Origin of the sequence: Paenibacillus sp. FSL R5-0908 (genome assembly GCF_038006245.1) — a bacterium.
Classification (GTDB): Bacteria; Bacillota; Bacilli; order Paenibacillales; family Paenibacillaceae; genus Paenibacillus_AQ; species Paenibacillus_AQ odorifer.
In genome coordinates this window covers 5,242,122-5,257,729 of sequence record NZ_JBBOUV010000001.1, presented here as the reverse complement: position 1 = coordinate 5,257,729, position 15,608 = coordinate 5,242,122, and the positions used below count along the sequence as shown (strand labels likewise).

The following is a 15,608-nucleotide window of genomic DNA, read 5'->3' as shown; positions in this document are numbered from 1 at the left end:
GAGGGTATGCGAATGGCTTTGATTTTCTCTTTTCTCAAAAAATATAAGGTAGCTGCAATAGCTGCCCTTGTAATGATGCTCATTGAATTGACGGTAGAATTATCACAGCCTTTGATCATTTCCAAAATCATTGACTTAGGGATCCGAGAAAAAGATACCTCTGTAGTATGGCTGTGGGGCAGTATATTGATCGGCAGCGCGGTAGTTGCGTTTACAGCCGGGGTACTCAGTTCTTTTTTTGCTGCCCATGCAAGTCAGAGCTTTGCGTTCGATCTTAGGGACAAATTGTACGAAAAGGTACAGTCTTTTACGTATGAAGTATTCAATCGTTTTGCTACCTCGTCACTGATTACCCGTCTGACTGGTGATGTATCACAGCTGCAGGATACTATTTTTATGAGCTTGCGCTTTATGACACGGGTGCCACTTGTTGTGGTAGGCAGTGTGATTATGGCGTTAGTTGTTCATGTGAAGCTGGGATTACTGCTGACGGTGGCGTTACCTTTGTTGATTTTTTTCCTCTACTGGATTATGAGAGAAGCTTCCTTGTTATTTCGTACGGTCCAGCAGCGTTTAGACGGAGTTAATGGCGTGATTCAGGAGAATCTTACGGGTATTCGCTTGATCCGCGTATTTGTGCGTATGGGGTATGAGATTGAACGTTTCACGGTATTTAGCGGGAATTTGATGAGATCAACGGTGTCTGCCTTGCGTTTGACTGAGACGACGATGCCTTTTGTTATGCTTATTGTGAATGCGGCGATTTTGGCGATTTTATGGTTTGGACGGATAGCCATTTCCAATGGGGATGCTACTTTGGGTCAGACTGTTGCTGTTATTAATTACTCCTTGCGAACGATTGGAGCACTATCAGCGATATCTGGTCTTGTTGTAACGTTTTCCCGCGCTCGGGCCTCCTCTCAGCGTGTTTCAGAAGTTATGGAAGCGGGAGCTGGAGTTCATGAAGGCGGGACTTTGCAAGGCGAGCCGATTCAGGGCCACGTTAAATTTGAAGGCGTTTGCTTTAAGTATCCTAATAGTGATATCTCTGTCCTGGAGGACATTCATTTTGAAGTAGCTGCTGGTGAGCGAGTAGCGATTATGGGGGCGACCGGATCAGGAAAATCCTCACTCGTGAGTCTGATTCCGCGCTTGTATGAAGAGACAGACGGGATCATTTGGATTGACGGTGATAAAAGTGCCGATATCGATATTTCCAGACTGCGGAGATCGATAGGTTATGTGCCTCAGGAATTGCAGCTTTTCAGCGGATCAATTCGCGATAATATTGCTTGGGGAAATGAACACGCCACACTAGAACAAATCCAACAAGCAGCGGCGGCTGCACAAATTCACGAGACGGTAAAAGGGTTGCCCGATGGCTATGACACGATGCTTGGTCAACGTGGGGTTAATCTCTCCGGCGGACAAAAGCAGCGGTTAACGATTGCCCGTGCACTTGTTAGGAAACCGGCTATGTTGATCCTTGATGACAGCACCAGTGCCCTTGATGCGGTTACGGAAGGGCTTTTGCTGGAGGCGCTAAAGGATATCTCCTGTACAACCTTTTTGATTACTCAGAAAATCAGTTCAACGGCATCAGCCGATTTGATCCTGTTGCTGGATGAGGGACGATTAATTGGCAAAGGCTCGCATAAGGAGCTTATGGGAAGCTCCGAGCTGTACCGCAAGATTTATGAATCACAGGTAGAGGAGGCGAAGCAGCATGTTCAAAGCATTAATTGAACCTTTTCGTCATCCTAAACCGAACTTTGAACTTGGCGCGGGACGAAGTCTAGGGACAGCATCTGGCGGCAAACCTAAAGCAAAGGCGAAGGATTGGTCAGGGACGCTGCTCCGGATCTGGAGTTATCTAGCTGAGCGTAAAGCCAAGCTTATTCTTGTACTGATCATGGTTGTCTTCAGCTCAGCGCTAGCGCTGCTGGGGCCATACATGATTGGCAGAGCGGTGGATAATTATCTGGAAGGTACCGGCGGGCGCTCATGGGTTGTTTTTCTGACAAGCCTTGCATGTGTGTACATTTTTTATTCTCTGACTTCTTGGCTGCAAAACATATGGATGATCGAAATTGCTCAAGAAACTGTCTTACGGATGCGTACGGAGCTATTCTCCCATTTACACCGTCTGCCCATTTCCTTTTTTAATCGGAGACAGCAGGGAGAAATTATGAGCCGTCTTACCAATGATATCGAGAACGTCAGCTCTACGTTAAATAGCTCGGCTATTCAGATATTTTCAAGTGTTTTAACCTTGTTAGGAACCGTAGGGGTTATGCTGTGGCTTAGTCCCTTGCTGACGCTGCTCACATTCATGGTAGTGCCTTTGATGTTGTTAGGCATGCGCTGGATTACACGCCGTACAGGCCCACTGTTTAAAGAACGTCAGCGTAATGTAGGGGAGCTTAACGGTTATATTGAGGAGACCTTATCCGGACAACGGATTATCAAGGCTTTTTCACAAGAGGAACGGGTCATCTCTGGTTTTCATGAACGCAACAAGCGAATTATGCTGTCAGGCTACTGGGCGCAGTCCATTTCTGGTTTCATCCCCAAGCTTATGAATGGTCTTAATAATCTTAGCTTCGCCATTGTTGCAGGAATTGGTGGTCTGCTTGCGATCCGTGGGTCGATTACAGTGGGTGTGATCATTGTATTCGTTGAATATACCCGCCAGTTTACTCGTCCGCTTAATGATTTAGCAAATCAGTGGAATACCTTGCTCTCAGCGGTGGCAGGGGCTGAGCGGGTGTTTGAAGTGCTGGACGAAGAGACCGAGGCTAAAGATGAAGGTGCAGCCATATCACTTGAAACTGTACAGGGTGCGGTGAAGTTTGAAAATGTAGCTTTTTCTTATGATGGAGGTTCTAACACGCTGCAGGATATCAGCTTTGAAGCGAAGCCTGGCGAGATGATCGCTTTAGTTGGACCAACCGGTGCAGGTAAAACAACGCTAATAGGGCTGTTATCCCGTTTCTATGATCCTAATCAGGGGGAAATCACGCTGGATGGCTTAGATATCACTTCGATTCGGCGGGAAAGCTTGAGAAGTCATATGGCCTTTGTATTGCAGGATTCCTTTTTGTTCAAAGGGAGTATCCGCGATAACATCCGATACGGGAGGCTGGATGCGTCCGATGAAGAGGTTGAAGAGGCGGCTAAGCTGGCCAATGCCCATTCTTTTATTATGCGAATGCCTGAAGGTTATGAACGGATGCTCTCGGCGGATGGCAGCGGTATAAGCCAAGGGCAGAAGCAGCTGCTCTCCATTGCGAGAGCGATTCTTGCTAACCCCTCTATGCTTGTGCTTGATGAAGCAACCAGCAGTATTGATACAGTGACCGAGATCAAGATTCAGGAAGGGCTGCAGGCGCTGATGAAAGGGCGAACGAGCTTCGTCATCGCTCATAGACTTGGCACGATTCGTGCGGCTGATCGAATTCTTGTGCTTCAGGGCGGCAGATTATTGCAGCAAGGCTCTCATGAAGAGCTGCTGAAGCAAGGCGGACTGTACAGTGAGTTGGTACAGGGGCGGCGGAAAGAGGCGCTTGATAAGGCGGGGATTTAAGAAAAAGGCGAGAATTTTCAGGGAGCGCAGATTGCGTCCATGAAGTTCTCGCCTTTATGTTATTTGCGATAGATAACGAGCACCAGTTCGGGTGAGCTGGGAGGTTTTGATTGTGGGGAAATCTATTGTACAAATTACAATCAGCAGGGAATAAGGCTTGATTGTGTGCGATTCGAGATTCATATGATCAGATGAACAAATGATGAGATGAAAATGCTGATTCTAAGTTTAGTATAGCATCTTAAGAGATCGTTTCCTGCGTTCCGGCTTGTTTCGCCTTTTGCTTCTCCTTGAACCTTGGACCTACGTAATTCTTCTTACGGTCCCTAGCCAGAATCCAGCCACCAAGGAAAGTCATGCCAGCTGCGAAGAGCAGCAATCCACCACCGAAATGCAGCCAAGCAAAGTGGGGCACAACGGTATCATCACCATGCATGGATATGTAATCAAAAATATCATCCTTCATCATGAGGAAGCCCTTCATTGCTATTAAGCCCGGAAACACAAGAATAAGGATGGCAATGAAGCGTGAAATTAACAGTTTCATAAGTGTCTCCTACCCCTCTTAGCCCTTTAGATTCACCCATATGATAACGCTTTAGCAAGAAAAAGTCCATTTGCATATGACGTTTATAAGTTTTGTAATAGAGCAAAAAGAGAGTACAATATACTAAGTAAAATGAACTTACGTGTAATGACTGGAGGATACATATCATGACAATTTCATGTGACGTGGCCATACTTGGCGGAGGTACTGGAGGGTATGTGGCGGCTATTCGCGCTGCACAGCTTGGAAAGTCCGTTGTCGTCATCGAAATGGACAAACTGGGAGGAACCTGTCTGCATCGGGGCTGCATTCCTAGTAAATCACTGCTCCGTAGTGCAGAGGTATATGCTGAAATCAATGAGAGTGAGAGCTATGGCATTGAGACAAGCGGTGTACAGCTGGTATTCCCAAAGGTACAGAAACGCAAAGAAGCTGTAGTTGAGCAACTTCATCAAGGCGTACAATATTTGATGCGCAAAAATAAAATACAAGTTGTCAAAGGTAAAGGGCGCGTAACGGGTCCTTCTATTTTTTCTCCGCGCAGCGGTGCTGTAGCTGTGGAACTGGAAGATGGGGAGATGGAAACAGTAGTTTCCAGCCATCTTATTATCGCTACGGGCTCACGCCCACGAGTATTGCCTGGTCTCGAACCGGACGGGAAAGTGATTCTTAGCAGTGATGAAGCGCTCACGCTCGAAGAGCTGCCATCTTCTATCATTATTGTGGGCGGCGGTGTAATTGGTGTCGAATGGGCTTCAATGCTGGCTGATTTTGGAGTGCAGGTGACTGTGGTTGAAGCGGCAGGTCAGTTACTGCCTCAAGAGGATGAAGAGATAGCTAGGGAACTACAACGGTTGTTGAAAAAGCGTGGTGTTAAGGTACTGACTGAAACTACAGTGGATGCTGCAACCTGCCAGGTAACGGAGGATGGAATTTCGATCGAAGCCCGTAAGGGAGAGCAAAGTCAAAGCCTATCCACAGAAAAATTGCTTGTATCCGTAGGCAGAGTGGCCAACATCGAGAATATTGGTCTTGAAAACACAGATATTCGCTTTGACAAAGGGATTATTGCTGTAAACGCTAGTATGCAGACGGCAGAGCCGCATATTTATGCGATTGGTGACTGCATCGGCGGGCTTCAATTGGCTCATGCAGCCAGTCATGAAGGGATTATGGCGGTTAACCATCTATCTGGTGAGAAGCTACATCCTTACCATACACATTTAGTACCACGTTGTGTCTATACTCGGCCTGAGGTAGCAAGTGTGGGCTACACCGAGAAGGAAGCTAAAGAGCTTGGACATGATGTAGTGATTGGCAAGTTCCCATTTTCGGCCATTGGCAAGGCAATTGTATATGGCCAGAAGGACGGATTTGTCAAAGTTGTTGCCGATCGTAGCAGTGGAGATATTCTTGGTGTGCAGATGATTGGTCCTCATGTGACGGATCTAATTGGAGAAGCGGCCTTGGCACAGCTTCTGGATGCAACACCTTGGGAGATTGGTGAAGCTATACATGCTCACCCTACCCTTTCGGAGATTATCGGAGAAGCAATGTTAGCTGTGGATGGAAGATCTATTGGATTTTAGTTTTTCTTAGCTTTTCTTTTTGGGTAGAAAGGGATTATAATATACTCAAGTCAAGTCTTAGTACCAGGTTTTAAGATCAGGGCACAATTGGTCTTAATTCCTGTAAGACTTCAGGCTTTATGAATAAGGAGGTATCTCTTTATGGAATCCCAAGGTACTGTAGAAACGATTAACAGACATAAGCAGCTTGGACTTAGTGACGGCCAGGTCATCGATATGTACAGATATATGTCGCTCGCTCGTAAATACGATGAGCGCAGTCTGCTGCTTCAGCGCGCTGGCAAGATCAACTTTCATGTCTCCGGCATAGGCCAGGAGGCGGGTCAGGTGGCGGCGGCGTTCGCGCTGGACCGGCAAAATGATTATTTTTTACCTTATTACCGCGATTATGCTTTCGTGCTCTCAGTGGGTATGACTACACGCGAACTTATGTTGTCCGTATTCGCTAAGGCAGAAGATCCAAACAGTGGTGGGCGGCAAATGCCGGGTCACTTTGGCAGCAAACGTCTGCGTATTGTGACAGGGTCAAGCCCTGTAACCACGCAGGTCCCTCATGCGGTTGGCTTTGCTCTGGCGGCCAAAATGCAGAAGAAGAAATTCGTCTCCTTTGTAACCTTCGGTGAAGGTTCCAGCAATCAGGGGGATTTTCATGAAGCTTGTAACTTTGCCGGAGTGAATAAGCTGCCGGTTATTATCATGTGCCAGAACAATCAGTACGCAATCTCTGTTCCTGTTCATAAACAGTTAGGCGGCAAGGTTAGCGACCGTGCGCTGGGTTATGGATTTCCTGGTGTGCGTGTAGACGGAAACGATCCGCTTGAGGTTTATCGTGTCGTTAAGGAAGCGCGGGAAAGAGCCCTCGCGGGTGAAGGTCCTACGCTGATTGAAGCGATGATGTACCGTTTGTCTCCACACTCCACCTCAGATAATGATCTGGCTTACCGGACCAAAGAAGAGGTTGATGAGAACTGGAAGAAGGACGGCGTAGCAGGATTCCGTAATTATTTGATCGGTCTGGGATTGTGGAGTGACGAGCAAGAACAAGATCTTGCTGCTGAATGCAATCTTGAGCTTAAAGCGGCTATCGAGTATGCCGATAATGCTCCGTTCCCGAAACCGGAAGACACACTGCTGCATGTATACAGTGATTCCGACCTCAAAGGAGGGGCATAAACCATGGCTATAATGGAATATATCGATGCCATCAGGCTCGCGATGAAGGAAGAAATGGAGCGCGATGATTCCGTGTTCGTGCTTGGTGAGGACGTTGGTCTCAAAGGCGGCGTATTTACCACAACCAAAGGTCTACAGGAACAGTTTGGCGAAGAGCGGGTTATGGATACACCCCTCGCTGAATCAGCGATTGCTGGTGTAGCCATCGGAGCAGCTATGTACGGAATGAAACCAATTGCTGAAATGCAATACTCCGACTTTATGCTTCCGGCGACGAATCAAATTATCAGTGAAGCGGCTAAAATCCGCTATCGTTCAAATAACGATTGGAGTTGCCCGGTTGTCATTCGTGCCCCTATTGGCGGCGGGGTGTTCGGTGGATTGTATCATTCACAGTGTCCGGAATCGATTTTCTTTGGTACACCTGGATTGAAGATTGTAGCGCCTTACTCCGCTTATGATGCTAAAGGGTTGCTGAAGGCAGCCGTACGTGATCCTGATCCGGTGCTTTTCTTTGAGAACAAAAAGTGTTACAAGCTGATCAAGGAAGAAGTTCCAGAAGGGGATTACACCGTTCCAATTGGCGAAGCTAATCTGCTGCGTGAGGGAACGGATATTACGGTGATTGGCTATAGTCTTCCGCTGCATTTTGCTATGCAGGCTGCGGAAGAATTGGAACGCGAGGAAGGAATTACAGCACATATTCTTGATCTGCGTACCTTGCAACCGCTGGATCGTGATGCGATTATTGCTGCTGCCCGTCAAACCGGTAAGGTATTGATTGTGCATGAAGATAATAAAACAGGCGGAATTGGCGGCGAAGTGGCAGCCATTATCGCAGAGCATTGTCTGTTCGAGCTCGATGCACCAATCTTCCGTCTTTGTGGTCCCGATGTTCCGGCGATGCCAATCAGCCCACCAATGGAGAAGTTCTTCATGCTTAGCAAAGAAAAAGTGAAGGCGGAAATGCTTCGACTGGCGCAATATTAAAATAGCTGAGTGAATGCGAAGCTTCGTAAAACTCAGGTGATGCTTACGAAGCTTCGTAAAACTTTAAGAATATGCTTACGAAGCAAGTTTTACTATGTAGTCTTTCTAAGAGTCAATGCTTCGTAAAACTTTTAAGGAGTGAAAAGATGTCTGACAACCAAAAGTTGACTGACGTGATCATGCCGCAGCTGGCGGAATCGCTAGTATCGGCGACGATCGGCAAATGGCTGAAGAAACCGGGCGATCCGGTAGAGCAATACGAACCAATATGTGAGCTTATTACAGATAAAGTAAATGCTGAATTACCTTCAACGATCGATGGAGTTATGGGTGAACTATTGGCGGAAGAAGGCCAGGTTGTCAATGTCGGCGAAGTCATTTGTCGTATAGCCGTGCCTGTGACTGCATCTGCTGCTGCAAACGTGACTAACACTAACACAGTTGCAGCTAATTCCTCTAATAATGTTGCAGGACAAAGTGCGACTTCAACTGCTGGCGATACGATGCGTGCACGCTATTCTCCTGCGGTACAGACTTTGGCTGCTGAACATAACATCGATCTGACTTTAGTTGCTGGTACTGGTATGGGCGGTCGGATTACCCGTAAAGATGTGCTGACCTTCCTCGAAAGCGGCGGAGCTAGATCTGCAGCTTCGATTTCTGCTAGCCAGCCTGCCCCAATGGCGTCACAACCGCCTGCTCCACAGTTCGTTCAAGCCCAAGAGAAGAAGGCAGAAGAGCCACTTCGCCATTCGGGTCTACACTTGAGCGAATCTCCTCGTATTCCAACAATTGAAGTTGAGGGTGGCAGAGGCAGCAGTTCTGAATACCTGATTGATGTAACGCCAATCCGGAATACAATTGCTACAAGAATGCGTCAAAGTGTCTCTGAGATTCCGCATGCTTGGACAATGATTGAGGTAGACGTGACTAATCTGGTCGCACTGCGCAATAAACATAAGGATGAGTTCAAGCGTAAAGAAGGTATCAATCTAACCTATCTGGCTTTCATGATGAAGGCTGTTGTGAGTGCGATTAAGGATTACCCGATTATGAACTCTGTCTGGGCTGTAGACAAAATTATTGTCAAACGTGATATCAATATCTCGTTAGCGGTAGGTACAGAAGATTCGGTTATCACTCCTGTGATTAAGAAGGCCGATCAGAAAAATGTCGCTGGGTTGGCTCGTGAGATTGATGAATTGGCTCAAAAAACACGCGAAGGCAAACTGAGCCTGGAAGATTTGCAGGGAGGGACTTTCACTGTAAATAATACAGGCTCGTTTGGCTCCATTCTTTCTTATCCAATCATTAACTATCCACAGGCAGCGATTTTAACATTTGAATCGATTGTAAAAAGACCTGTGGTTATTAACGATATGATAGGTGTGCGATCAATGGCTAATATTTGTCTGTCGCTCGATCATCGGATTCTGGACGGAGTCATTTGCGGTCGTTTCTTGCAACGCGTCAAGGATAATATTGAAGGATATACCCCGGATACGAAACTTTACTAAAATAATAACGAGCCAAACTGTGCAGGCATGAGACTGAAAAAGGGGACCTGACGGTATGAATAATTCAGATATTCGTAAGCTGCAGATTTCATATGACCCTATTATGGAGTATGGGACGGCCTGGGAGCTGCAAAAAGAAAGTGTGCATGCCATTGATTCTGGCGAGCAGCCGGAGAGACTTATTCTTTTACAGCATCCGCCTACCTATACTATCGGTTCACAAAATCATCCTGAACATCTTCTCTTGGATCATGAGCAGCTCGAAGAAAAAGGAATCGCGCTGTTTGAAATCGATCGCGGAGGAGATATTACATATCACGGACCCGGTCAGCTTGTAGGTTATCCGATTCTTAAACTCGGAGAAGATGGCAAAGTGGATTTGCATGGGTACTTGCGCAGTCTGGAGGCTGTTATTATTGATTATTTGGCATCCTACGGAATTGTCGGAGATCGTAAACCGGAGTACACCGGAGTATGGGTTGGCGATGAGAAGATCTGTGCTATTGGTGTGAAGTTTAATAAGAGTAAATTCCGAAGAGGTTTTATTACCAGTCATGGTTTTGCTTTTAACATTTCTGAGGGGATTGCGGCGCGCGGGTTTCAAGGGATTATTCCATGCGGGATCACCGATTTTGGAATAACTTCTCTAGAGGAATGTGCAGGTCGTCGATTTGAGCTTCATGAGGTGGCTGAAGAGCTGGTCCCATATTTCTTGAAACATTTTCCATATGAAGAGCTGATGGACACTTTCTGTGATATGGCAAAGGCTGATTAGGAACAAACGTGCAGGCCAAATAGCGGCAAGGAGTTCCTAGCCGCTATTATTAATGCTTCCTGAGCAATGTTTAACCTGCAAGGAAAGGCTCGATAACCATAAAGAGCGTAGAGGCAATCATGGCAAACAACATGACGTAGATGAAGATCTTGAACCATTTATTACGTTGCATGGGTAACTCCTTTAGATTTAGTTTAAGTTATTAACATGAAGATTGTAATGCCGTACAACCATTGTACCGTATTCACGAAAGAGAGGGAAGTCCAGTGATTTCACAAGACCGATTGATTCAGGAGTTTATGGAACTTGTCCAAGTTGATAGCGAAACAAGAAATGAACGGCAGATTGCCGATGTCCTTAAGAGTAAGGTTAACGAACTGGGTTTAGAAGTGCTCGAAGACGATTCACAGGAAAGAACCGGACATGGAGCAGGTAATCTATTCATTACCTGGCCAGCTGAGAATGGAGGAGCTGCTCCAAAGCTTCTGTTCACTTGCCATATGGATACGGTTGTTCCAGGACAAAATATCAAGCCTACACTTGGTTCAGATGGATGGATTACAAGTGATGGTACTACGATTCTTGGAGCTGATGATAAAGCAGGACTTGCTGCATTGTTCGAAGCCATTCGCGTGATCCAAGAGCAAAAGCTTCCGCATGGTCAGATTCAATTCGTGATTACAGCGGGTGAAGAATCTGGATTGCTGGGCGCACGTTCGATGGATCCAAGTAACTTGGATGCAGACTTCGGCTTTGCACTAGATTCCAATGGTGAAGTTGGAGCGATTGCGGTCGCAGCACCGACACAGGCAAAAATCACGATGCAAATCTTTGGGAAATCAGCTCATGCTGGCGTGAACCCAGAGGACGGCATCAGCGCAATTCAAGTTGCTAGCAAAGCGATTGCAGCCATGAAGCTGGGTCGTATTGATAACGAAACCACAGCGAATATTGGGAAGTTCGCTGGCGGCGGCCCAACGAATGTAGTGTGCGATCACGTCCAGCTGGATGCAGAAGCACGCAGTATTGTGCAGGAGAAGGTTGGCGTTCAAATCGCTTCGATGCGCGAAGCACTCGAGACAACTGTTCGGGAATACGGCGCAGAATGCGAATTCCGCAGTGAAATTATCTACCCTGCTTTTAGCTTTAATGAGCATGATCCGGTAGTGCAGCTTGCACAGCGGGCCATTACTTCTATGGGGCTTACTCCATGCCTGTTCCACTCTGGCGGAGGTAGTGATGCTAATGTGTTCAACGGTCTAGATGTTCCGACTGTTAACCTTGCAGTGGGTTATGAACATATCCATACTACCAAGGAACGGATTAAAGCCGAAGATATCGTAAAAGTGGCTGAACTCGTTGTGAATATTGTAAAAGAGAGCGTAAAGGGCTAACAGCCTTATAAAACAGCAGAGCAGTGATTCTTTCGTAACGGAGGATCGCTGCTCTGCTGTTTTTTTATGGTGAGTTTAGTGTAGCAATATTTAGAGCATTCCAAAAAATCCATGCGGCCTCTAATGCCGCTTTTGGCGAGTCTCCAAGTAGGAATTTTCGGAATCCCCGGATGTACCCCTCTCTTGAGGCTAAAGGACCCAGATGACGCTAAAAGCAAAATTATCGCCATTTGAGCAGAGTTTCGGACACGAGTGCAGCTATTCCTTAGGAAGAGGAGCCTATAGTGTGTTTTTCGTGCCGATAGCGTCACTGGGGTCCGATAGCCAAGCAAAAGTGGGGAAAAGGTATGTTTAAGTGCAGCTGTGTCCGACAGCGTCAAGTCCACCCCTCTCTTGAGGCTAAAGGACCCAGATGACGCTAAAAGCAAATTTATCACCATTTGAGCAGAGTTTCGGACACCAGCGCAGCTATTCCTTAGGAAGAGGAGCCTATAGTGTGTTTTTTGTGCTGATAGCTGCAATGGGGACCGATAGCCAAGCAAAAGTGGGGAAAAGGTGTGTTTAAGGGCAGCTGAGTCCGATAGCGCCAAGTCCGCCCCCTCTCTTGAGGCTAAAGGACCCAGATGACGCTAAAAGCAAAATTATCGCCATTTTGGGCAAAGTTTCGGACACCAGCGCAGCTATTCCTTAGGAAGAGGAGTATATAGTGTGTTTTTCGTGCCGATAGCGTCACTGGAGTCCGATAGCATAGCATAAGTGGGGAAAAGGTGTGTTTAAGTGCAGCTGAGTCCGATAGCGCCAAGTCCGCCCCCACTCTTGAGGCTAAAGGACTCAGATGACGCTAAAAGCAAATTTATCACCATTTGAGCAGAGTTTCGGACACCAGTGCAGCTATTCCTTAGGAAGAGAAGCATATAGTGTGTTTTTCGTGCCGATAGCGTCACTGGAGTCCGATAGCATAGCATAAGTGGGGAAAAGGTGTGTTTAAGTGCAGCTGAGTCCGACAGCGTACAAAGGTAGGCGCAATAGCGACCTAATCAAACAACTTGTGCTAGATATCAGCATCGTGAGCGATCAACAAGTTATGTCTGATATGAGCATCGTAAGCGCATAGTCGCTTAATCAAACAACCTGTGCCCATTACCAGCATCGTAAGCACAATACCCCATAATCGGGGGCGACGCAAAAAGACTGGGGTGCCCCAGCAGCCATTTCATGGCTTTTGAGACACCCCTATAGTTGTGTGAACATGTATGGCTAAGTCCCAAAGGATAGGATGAGTTCATCCTGCCTTGGACGGAAGGATTGCGGATTGATCATGCAGGGAAAGAATGTATGCCAAGGGCATATCGCGCCCATACTGCTGGATCCATCCAGCCAAGATGGCCTTTATTTCCTCCGGCTTACCTACCATCATAACTGCGGATGAGCTTGTACGGCTGAAGATTTCGTTCATCTGAAATTCCTTCTTTCCCTTTAAGTTTGCTATAATACACCGTATGCACAATAGAGAAAAAGGAGACCAGAAACTTTATGGGAGAACAACATTTGCACAGCAAACCCGAGCTTGATGAAGTGACATTGTCTACACAGCCTGTTTTTGATGGGAAGATTATATCTTTGCAGGTGGATACAGTGAGACTGCCTGATGGAAATACTGCGACACGTGAAGTTGTGAAGCATCCCGGTGCTGTAGCGGTGCTTGCTTTAAACAACAACAAAATGCTTGTTGTAGAGCAATACCGTCAGCCCATGCAACGCACTGAGGTGGAAATTCCTGCTGGGAAGCTGGATAAAGGTGAAGATCCATTAGTTGCGGCTGGTCGTGAACTTCAGGAAGAGACTGGATTTCACAGTGGAGATCTGAAATTGCTTAAATCCTTCTATACTTCTCCCGGCTTCGCCGATGAGATTATTCATTTGTATGTGACTACTAACGCTCAACCAGGGGACATGTCACTGGACGAGGATGAATTTCTAGAGGTTTCGGAGCTTACCTTGGAGGAAGCGTATCAATATATGGCTGACGGGCGCATCGCGGATGCAAAAACGATGATGGCAGTGTACGCTTGGCATCTATACACGCTGACAGGCCAATGGAATTAACAAATGAACTGAAGAGTTTCTATTGCGATTTGCATGTTCATATTGGGCGAACGTCGGAAGGTCAGGCTGTCAAAATTAGCGGCAGCCGCGAGCTTACCTTTGCGGGTATTGCCAAAGAAGCTGCAGAGCGCAAGGGACTAGAAATGATCGGTATTATAGATAGTCATTCACCTGGCGTCCTGCGGGATATTCAGCGCTCTTTGGAATCTGGAGAGATGACATTAGCTAAAGGTGGAGGCATTGCTTACCGAGGGACTACGATCATTCTGGGAACAGAAATTGAAATCCGCGAGCCTGGGCGAAAAGAGTGCCATGTGCTCGCCTACATGCCGGACGTGGAACGCATGACCGACTTTAGTGCGTGGATGAGCCGCTATATGCGGAACGTGAATCTAAGTTCCCAGCGCCTGTATGCTCCGGCTAGGGAGCTTCAGGATGAGATTTACGGGCGGGGAGGCATTCTTATCCCTGCACATATTTTCACGCCTCACAAGGGCTTGTATGGCTGTGCTGCCGAGCGTATGGCGGACATCTTTGATCTGGAACGCATAGCTGCGGTTGAACTTGGGCTGAGTGCAGATTCCGAAATGGCTGGATATCTCTCTGAACTGGATGATTTCACGTTTCTAACCAACTCAGATGCGCATTCACTGGGTAAGTTAGGGCGTGAGTATAACGTGATGGAGCTGGCACAGCCTTCGTTCGCTGAACTGCGGCTTGCACTGGAACGTAAAAATGGGCGGATGGTAAGTGCTAATTTCGGACTTAATCCGCGGCTTGGCAAATACCACCGGAGCTATTGCGGGGGCTGCGGCAGTATTATTGATGAGGCTTATGTCAACTCGGATCGTTGCCAATATTGCGGCAGTCTTAAGCTGGTTAGAGGTGTCTTCGACCGGATCCTAGATATTGCGGACCGCAAGACGCCGTTAGTGCCTGCTGACCGTCCACCCTATCATTATCAGGTTCCGCTTGAATTTATCCCGGGGTTAGGGAAGGCGAAGATGAACGCGTTACTGCAAGCGTTTGGAACTGAGATGAACATTTTACATGGTTGTGGTGAAGCGGAAATTGCCAGCGTTGTAGGTTCGGATCTGGCGTCGATGATCGTCCAGGCCCGCTCTGGAATTTTGGAGCTATCAGCAGGCGGTGGAGGGACGTACGGTAAAGTGGTTCAGCCCAGAAAGTAGAGTCATTACCTGAAGGACAAGTCATATCGCGGGACGTTTTCTCATATGGTGTAACATGTAACCGGAAAGGGGAACGTCCCAAATGCGTAATTTACGGCTGATGATGAAGGAACAGACGCCTCTGTATATTTTTGTCGGCGTATTATTTCTGGTAGGTGTTGTATTTGGAGCTCTTATCGTTAGTGCGCTTACGATGGATCAGCAGCAGGAGCTGGGGGATTATCTGGGGAATTTCTTTGTTACGGTTGATCAGCAAGGTCTGCCAGCCGCACCTGATTCGTACTGGAGTATAGCAGCCTTGAATCTGAAATGGATCGGACTGATCTGGATTCTTGGGTTGTCGGTCATTGGGCTGCCGGGAATTTTGATTCTTGATTTTTTAAAAGGGGTACTGATCGGTTTTACGGTTGGCTGTCTGGTCAGTCAATATTCTTGGCATGGGATGTTGTTCGCGTTAGTCTCTGTGGCTCCACATAATCTGGTGCTGATCCCTGTGCTGCTGGTTAGCAGTGCAGCTGCGATAGCTTTTTCCTTGCAGATGATCCGCAGCCGGGTGATGGGACAACGACGGACGCCAGTGACTCGTCCTTTTACCATGTACACTATATTGTCATTTGTGATGGCGCTTTTGATCCTGGGTATTTCATGTTTTGAGACCTGGGTTACACCAACCATGATGCGTTGGGTCACGCCTTCACTTGTACAAGCGGTGACGACCTTGACTGTGCAGTAAAAGCGTTT

14 protein-coding genes are annotated in these 15,608 nt (G+C 47.2%); 11 read left to right on the top strand and 3 right to left on the bottom strand.

The genetic code is table 11. The features are described 5' to 3' along the window. The first annotated feature begins 12 nt into the window (after positions 1-12). Together MKZ09_RS23955 and MKZ09_RS23950 are read left to right on the top strand one after the other, a co-directional pair. Entirely contained in the window at positions 13-1,746 is a 1,734-nt protein-coding gene (locus MKZ09_RS23955) for an ABC transporter ATP-binding protein (RefSeq protein WP_076204832.1), read from the top strand. Next, positions 1,727-3,586 carry an ABC transporter ATP-binding protein gene (locus MKZ09_RS23950; protein WP_076204829.1) on the top strand — a complete coding sequence of 620 codons (1,860 nt, stop codon included), beginning with the start codon at positions 1,727-1,729 and terminating at the stop codon, positions 3,584-3,586. The genes MKZ09_RS23955 and MKZ09_RS23950 overlap by 20 nt, the downstream gene beginning before the upstream one ends. Positions 3,587-3,827: 241 nt before the next feature. Here MKZ09_RS23950 and MKZ09_RS23945 read toward each other — a convergent pair whose 3' ends face one another. Further along, positions 3,828-4,133, bottom strand: a complete 306-nt coding sequence (locus MKZ09_RS23945) for a DUF2627 domain-containing protein (RefSeq protein WP_038572486.1) — start codon at positions 4,131-4,133, stop codon at positions 3,828-3,830. Between the two features lie 167 nt (positions 4,134-4,300). Between MKZ09_RS23945 and lpdA the strand changes: the two genes are divergently transcribed. The 5 genes from lpdA to lipB all read left to right on the top strand — a co-directional run bounded on the left by lpdA (position 4,301) and on the right by lipB (position 10,177). Beyond that, positions 4,301-5,722 (top strand): dihydrolipoyl dehydrogenase, encoded by a 1,422-nt coding sequence (lpdA, locus tag MKZ09_RS23940; protein WP_076204826.1) that lies wholly within the window; start codon positions 4,301-4,303, stop codon positions 5,720-5,722. A 141-nt stretch (positions 5,723-5,863) separates the two neighbouring features. Continuing rightward, positions 5,864-6,895: a thiamine pyrophosphate-dependent dehydrogenase E1 component subunit alpha gene (locus tag MKZ09_RS23935; protein ID WP_036676031.1), complete on the top strand. Its 1,032-nt coding sequence runs from the start codon at positions 5,864-5,866 to the stop codon at positions 6,893-6,895. Between the two features lie 3 nt (positions 6,896-6,898). Beyond that, positions 6,899-7,885: an alpha-ketoacid dehydrogenase subunit beta gene (locus MKZ09_RS23930; RefSeq protein WP_036676034.1), complete on the top strand. Its 987-nt coding sequence runs from the start codon at positions 6,899-6,901 to the stop codon at positions 7,883-7,885. 146 nt (positions 7,886-8,031) lie between these two features. Continuing rightward, positions 8,032-9,402, top strand: coding sequence for a dihydrolipoamide acetyltransferase family protein (locus MKZ09_RS23925; protein WP_076134475.1), 1,371 nt, complete (start codon positions 8,032-8,034; stop codon positions 9,400-9,402). 55 nt (positions 9,403-9,457) lie between these two features. Then, positions 9,458-10,177 (top strand): lipoyl(octanoyl) transferase LipB, encoded by a 720-nt coding sequence (lipB, locus tag MKZ09_RS23920; protein ID WP_076134474.1) that lies wholly within the window; start codon positions 9,458-9,460, stop codon positions 10,175-10,177. 70 nt (positions 10,178-10,247) lie between these two features. On the opposite strand, the gene prli42 is transcribed toward lipB, so the two are convergent. Beyond that, the gene (prli42, locus tag MKZ09_RS23915; RefSeq protein WP_094872112.1) at positions 10,248-10,349 is read right to left on the bottom strand and encodes a stressosome-associated protein Prli42; all 102 of its coding nucleotides are present in this window, start codon (positions 10,347-10,349) and stop codon (positions 10,248-10,250) included. 94 nt (positions 10,350-10,443) lie between these two features. Here prli42 and MKZ09_RS23910 point away from each other — a divergent pair, with 94 nt between their 5' ends. Then, on the top strand, positions 10,444-11,571 hold the full coding sequence (locus MKZ09_RS23910; protein WP_076204824.1) for a tripeptidase T: 1,128 nt from the start codon (positions 10,444-10,446) through the stop codon (positions 11,569-11,571). A 1,282-nt stretch (positions 11,572-12,853) separates the two neighbouring features. On the opposite strand, the gene MKZ09_RS23905 is transcribed toward MKZ09_RS23910, so the two are convergent. Continuing rightward, entirely contained in the window at positions 12,854-13,027 is a 174-nt protein-coding gene (locus MKZ09_RS23905) for a hypothetical protein (RefSeq protein WP_162636775.1), read from the bottom strand. 77 nt (positions 13,028-13,104) lie between these two features. On the opposite strand from MKZ09_RS23905, the gene MKZ09_RS23900 reads away from it, so the two are divergent. The 3 genes from MKZ09_RS23900 to spoIIM all read left to right on the top strand — a co-directional run bounded on the left by MKZ09_RS23900 (position 13,105) and on the right by spoIIM (position 15,600). Then, entirely contained in the window at positions 13,105-13,677 is a 573-nt protein-coding gene (locus MKZ09_RS23900) for an NUDIX hydrolase (protein ID WP_036676048.1), read from the top strand. After that, positions 13,668-14,867 (top strand): endonuclease Q family protein, encoded by a 1,200-nt coding sequence (locus tag MKZ09_RS23895; protein ID WP_076204156.1) that lies wholly within the window; start codon positions 13,668-13,670, stop codon positions 14,865-14,867. Before MKZ09_RS23900 ends, MKZ09_RS23895 begins: the two co-directional genes overlap by 10 nt. 82 nt (positions 14,868-14,949) lie before the next feature. Then, positions 14,950-15,600 (top strand): stage II sporulation protein M, encoded by a 651-nt coding sequence (gene spoIIM, locus MKZ09_RS23890; RefSeq protein WP_036676050.1) that lies wholly within the window; start codon positions 14,950-14,952, stop codon positions 15,598-15,600. Positions 15,601-15,608 lie beyond the last annotated feature (8 nt).

Bases quoted from the DNA above. Each gene is read 5' to 3' on its own strand.
- MKZ09_RS23895 (WP_076204156.1), top strand. From the start codon at position 13,668: ATGGAATTAACAAATGAACTGAAGAGTTTCTATTGCGATTTGCATGTT.
- MKZ09_RS23945 (WP_038572486.1), bottom strand. From the start codon at position 4,133: ATGAAACTGTTAATTTCACGCTTCATTGCCATCCTTATTCTTGTGTTT.
- lpdA (WP_076204826.1), top strand. From the start codon at position 4,301: ATGACAATTTCATGTGACGTGGCCATACTTGGCGGAGGTACTGGAGGG.
- MKZ09_RS23930 (WP_036676034.1), top strand. From the start codon at position 6,899: ATGGCTATAATGGAATATATCGATGCCATCAGGCTCGCGATGAAGGAA.
- lipB (WP_076134474.1), top strand. From the start codon at position 9,458: ATGAATAATTCAGATATTCGTAAGCTGCAGATTTCATATGACCCTATT.
- prli42 (WP_094872112.1), bottom strand. From the start codon at position 10,349: ATGCAACGTAATAAATGGTTCAAGATCTTCATCTACGTCATGTTGTTT.
- MKZ09_RS23935 (WP_036676031.1), top strand. From the start codon at position 5,864: ATGGAATCCCAAGGTACTGTAGAAACGATTAACAGACATAAGCAGCTT.
- MKZ09_RS23905 (WP_162636775.1), bottom strand. From the start codon at position 13,027: ATGAACGAAATCTTCAGCCGTACAAGCTCATCCGCAGTTATGATGGTA.
- MKZ09_RS23900 (WP_036676048.1), top strand. From the start codon at position 13,105: ATGGGAGAACAACATTTGCACAGCAAACCCGAGCTTGATGAAGTGACA.
- MKZ09_RS23925 (WP_076134475.1), top strand. From the start codon at position 8,032: ATGTCTGACAACCAAAAGTTGACTGACGTGATCATGCCGCAGCTGGCG.
- MKZ09_RS23950 (WP_076204829.1), top strand. From the start codon at position 1,727: ATGTTCAAAGCATTAATTGAACCTTTTCGTCATCCTAAACCGAACTTT.
- MKZ09_RS23955 (WP_076204832.1), top strand. From the start codon at position 13: ATGGCTTTGATTTTCTCTTTTCTCAAAAAATATAAGGTAGCTGCAATA.
- spoIIM (WP_036676050.1), top strand. From the start codon at position 14,950: ATGCGTAATTTACGGCTGATGATGAAGGAACAGACGCCTCTGTATATT.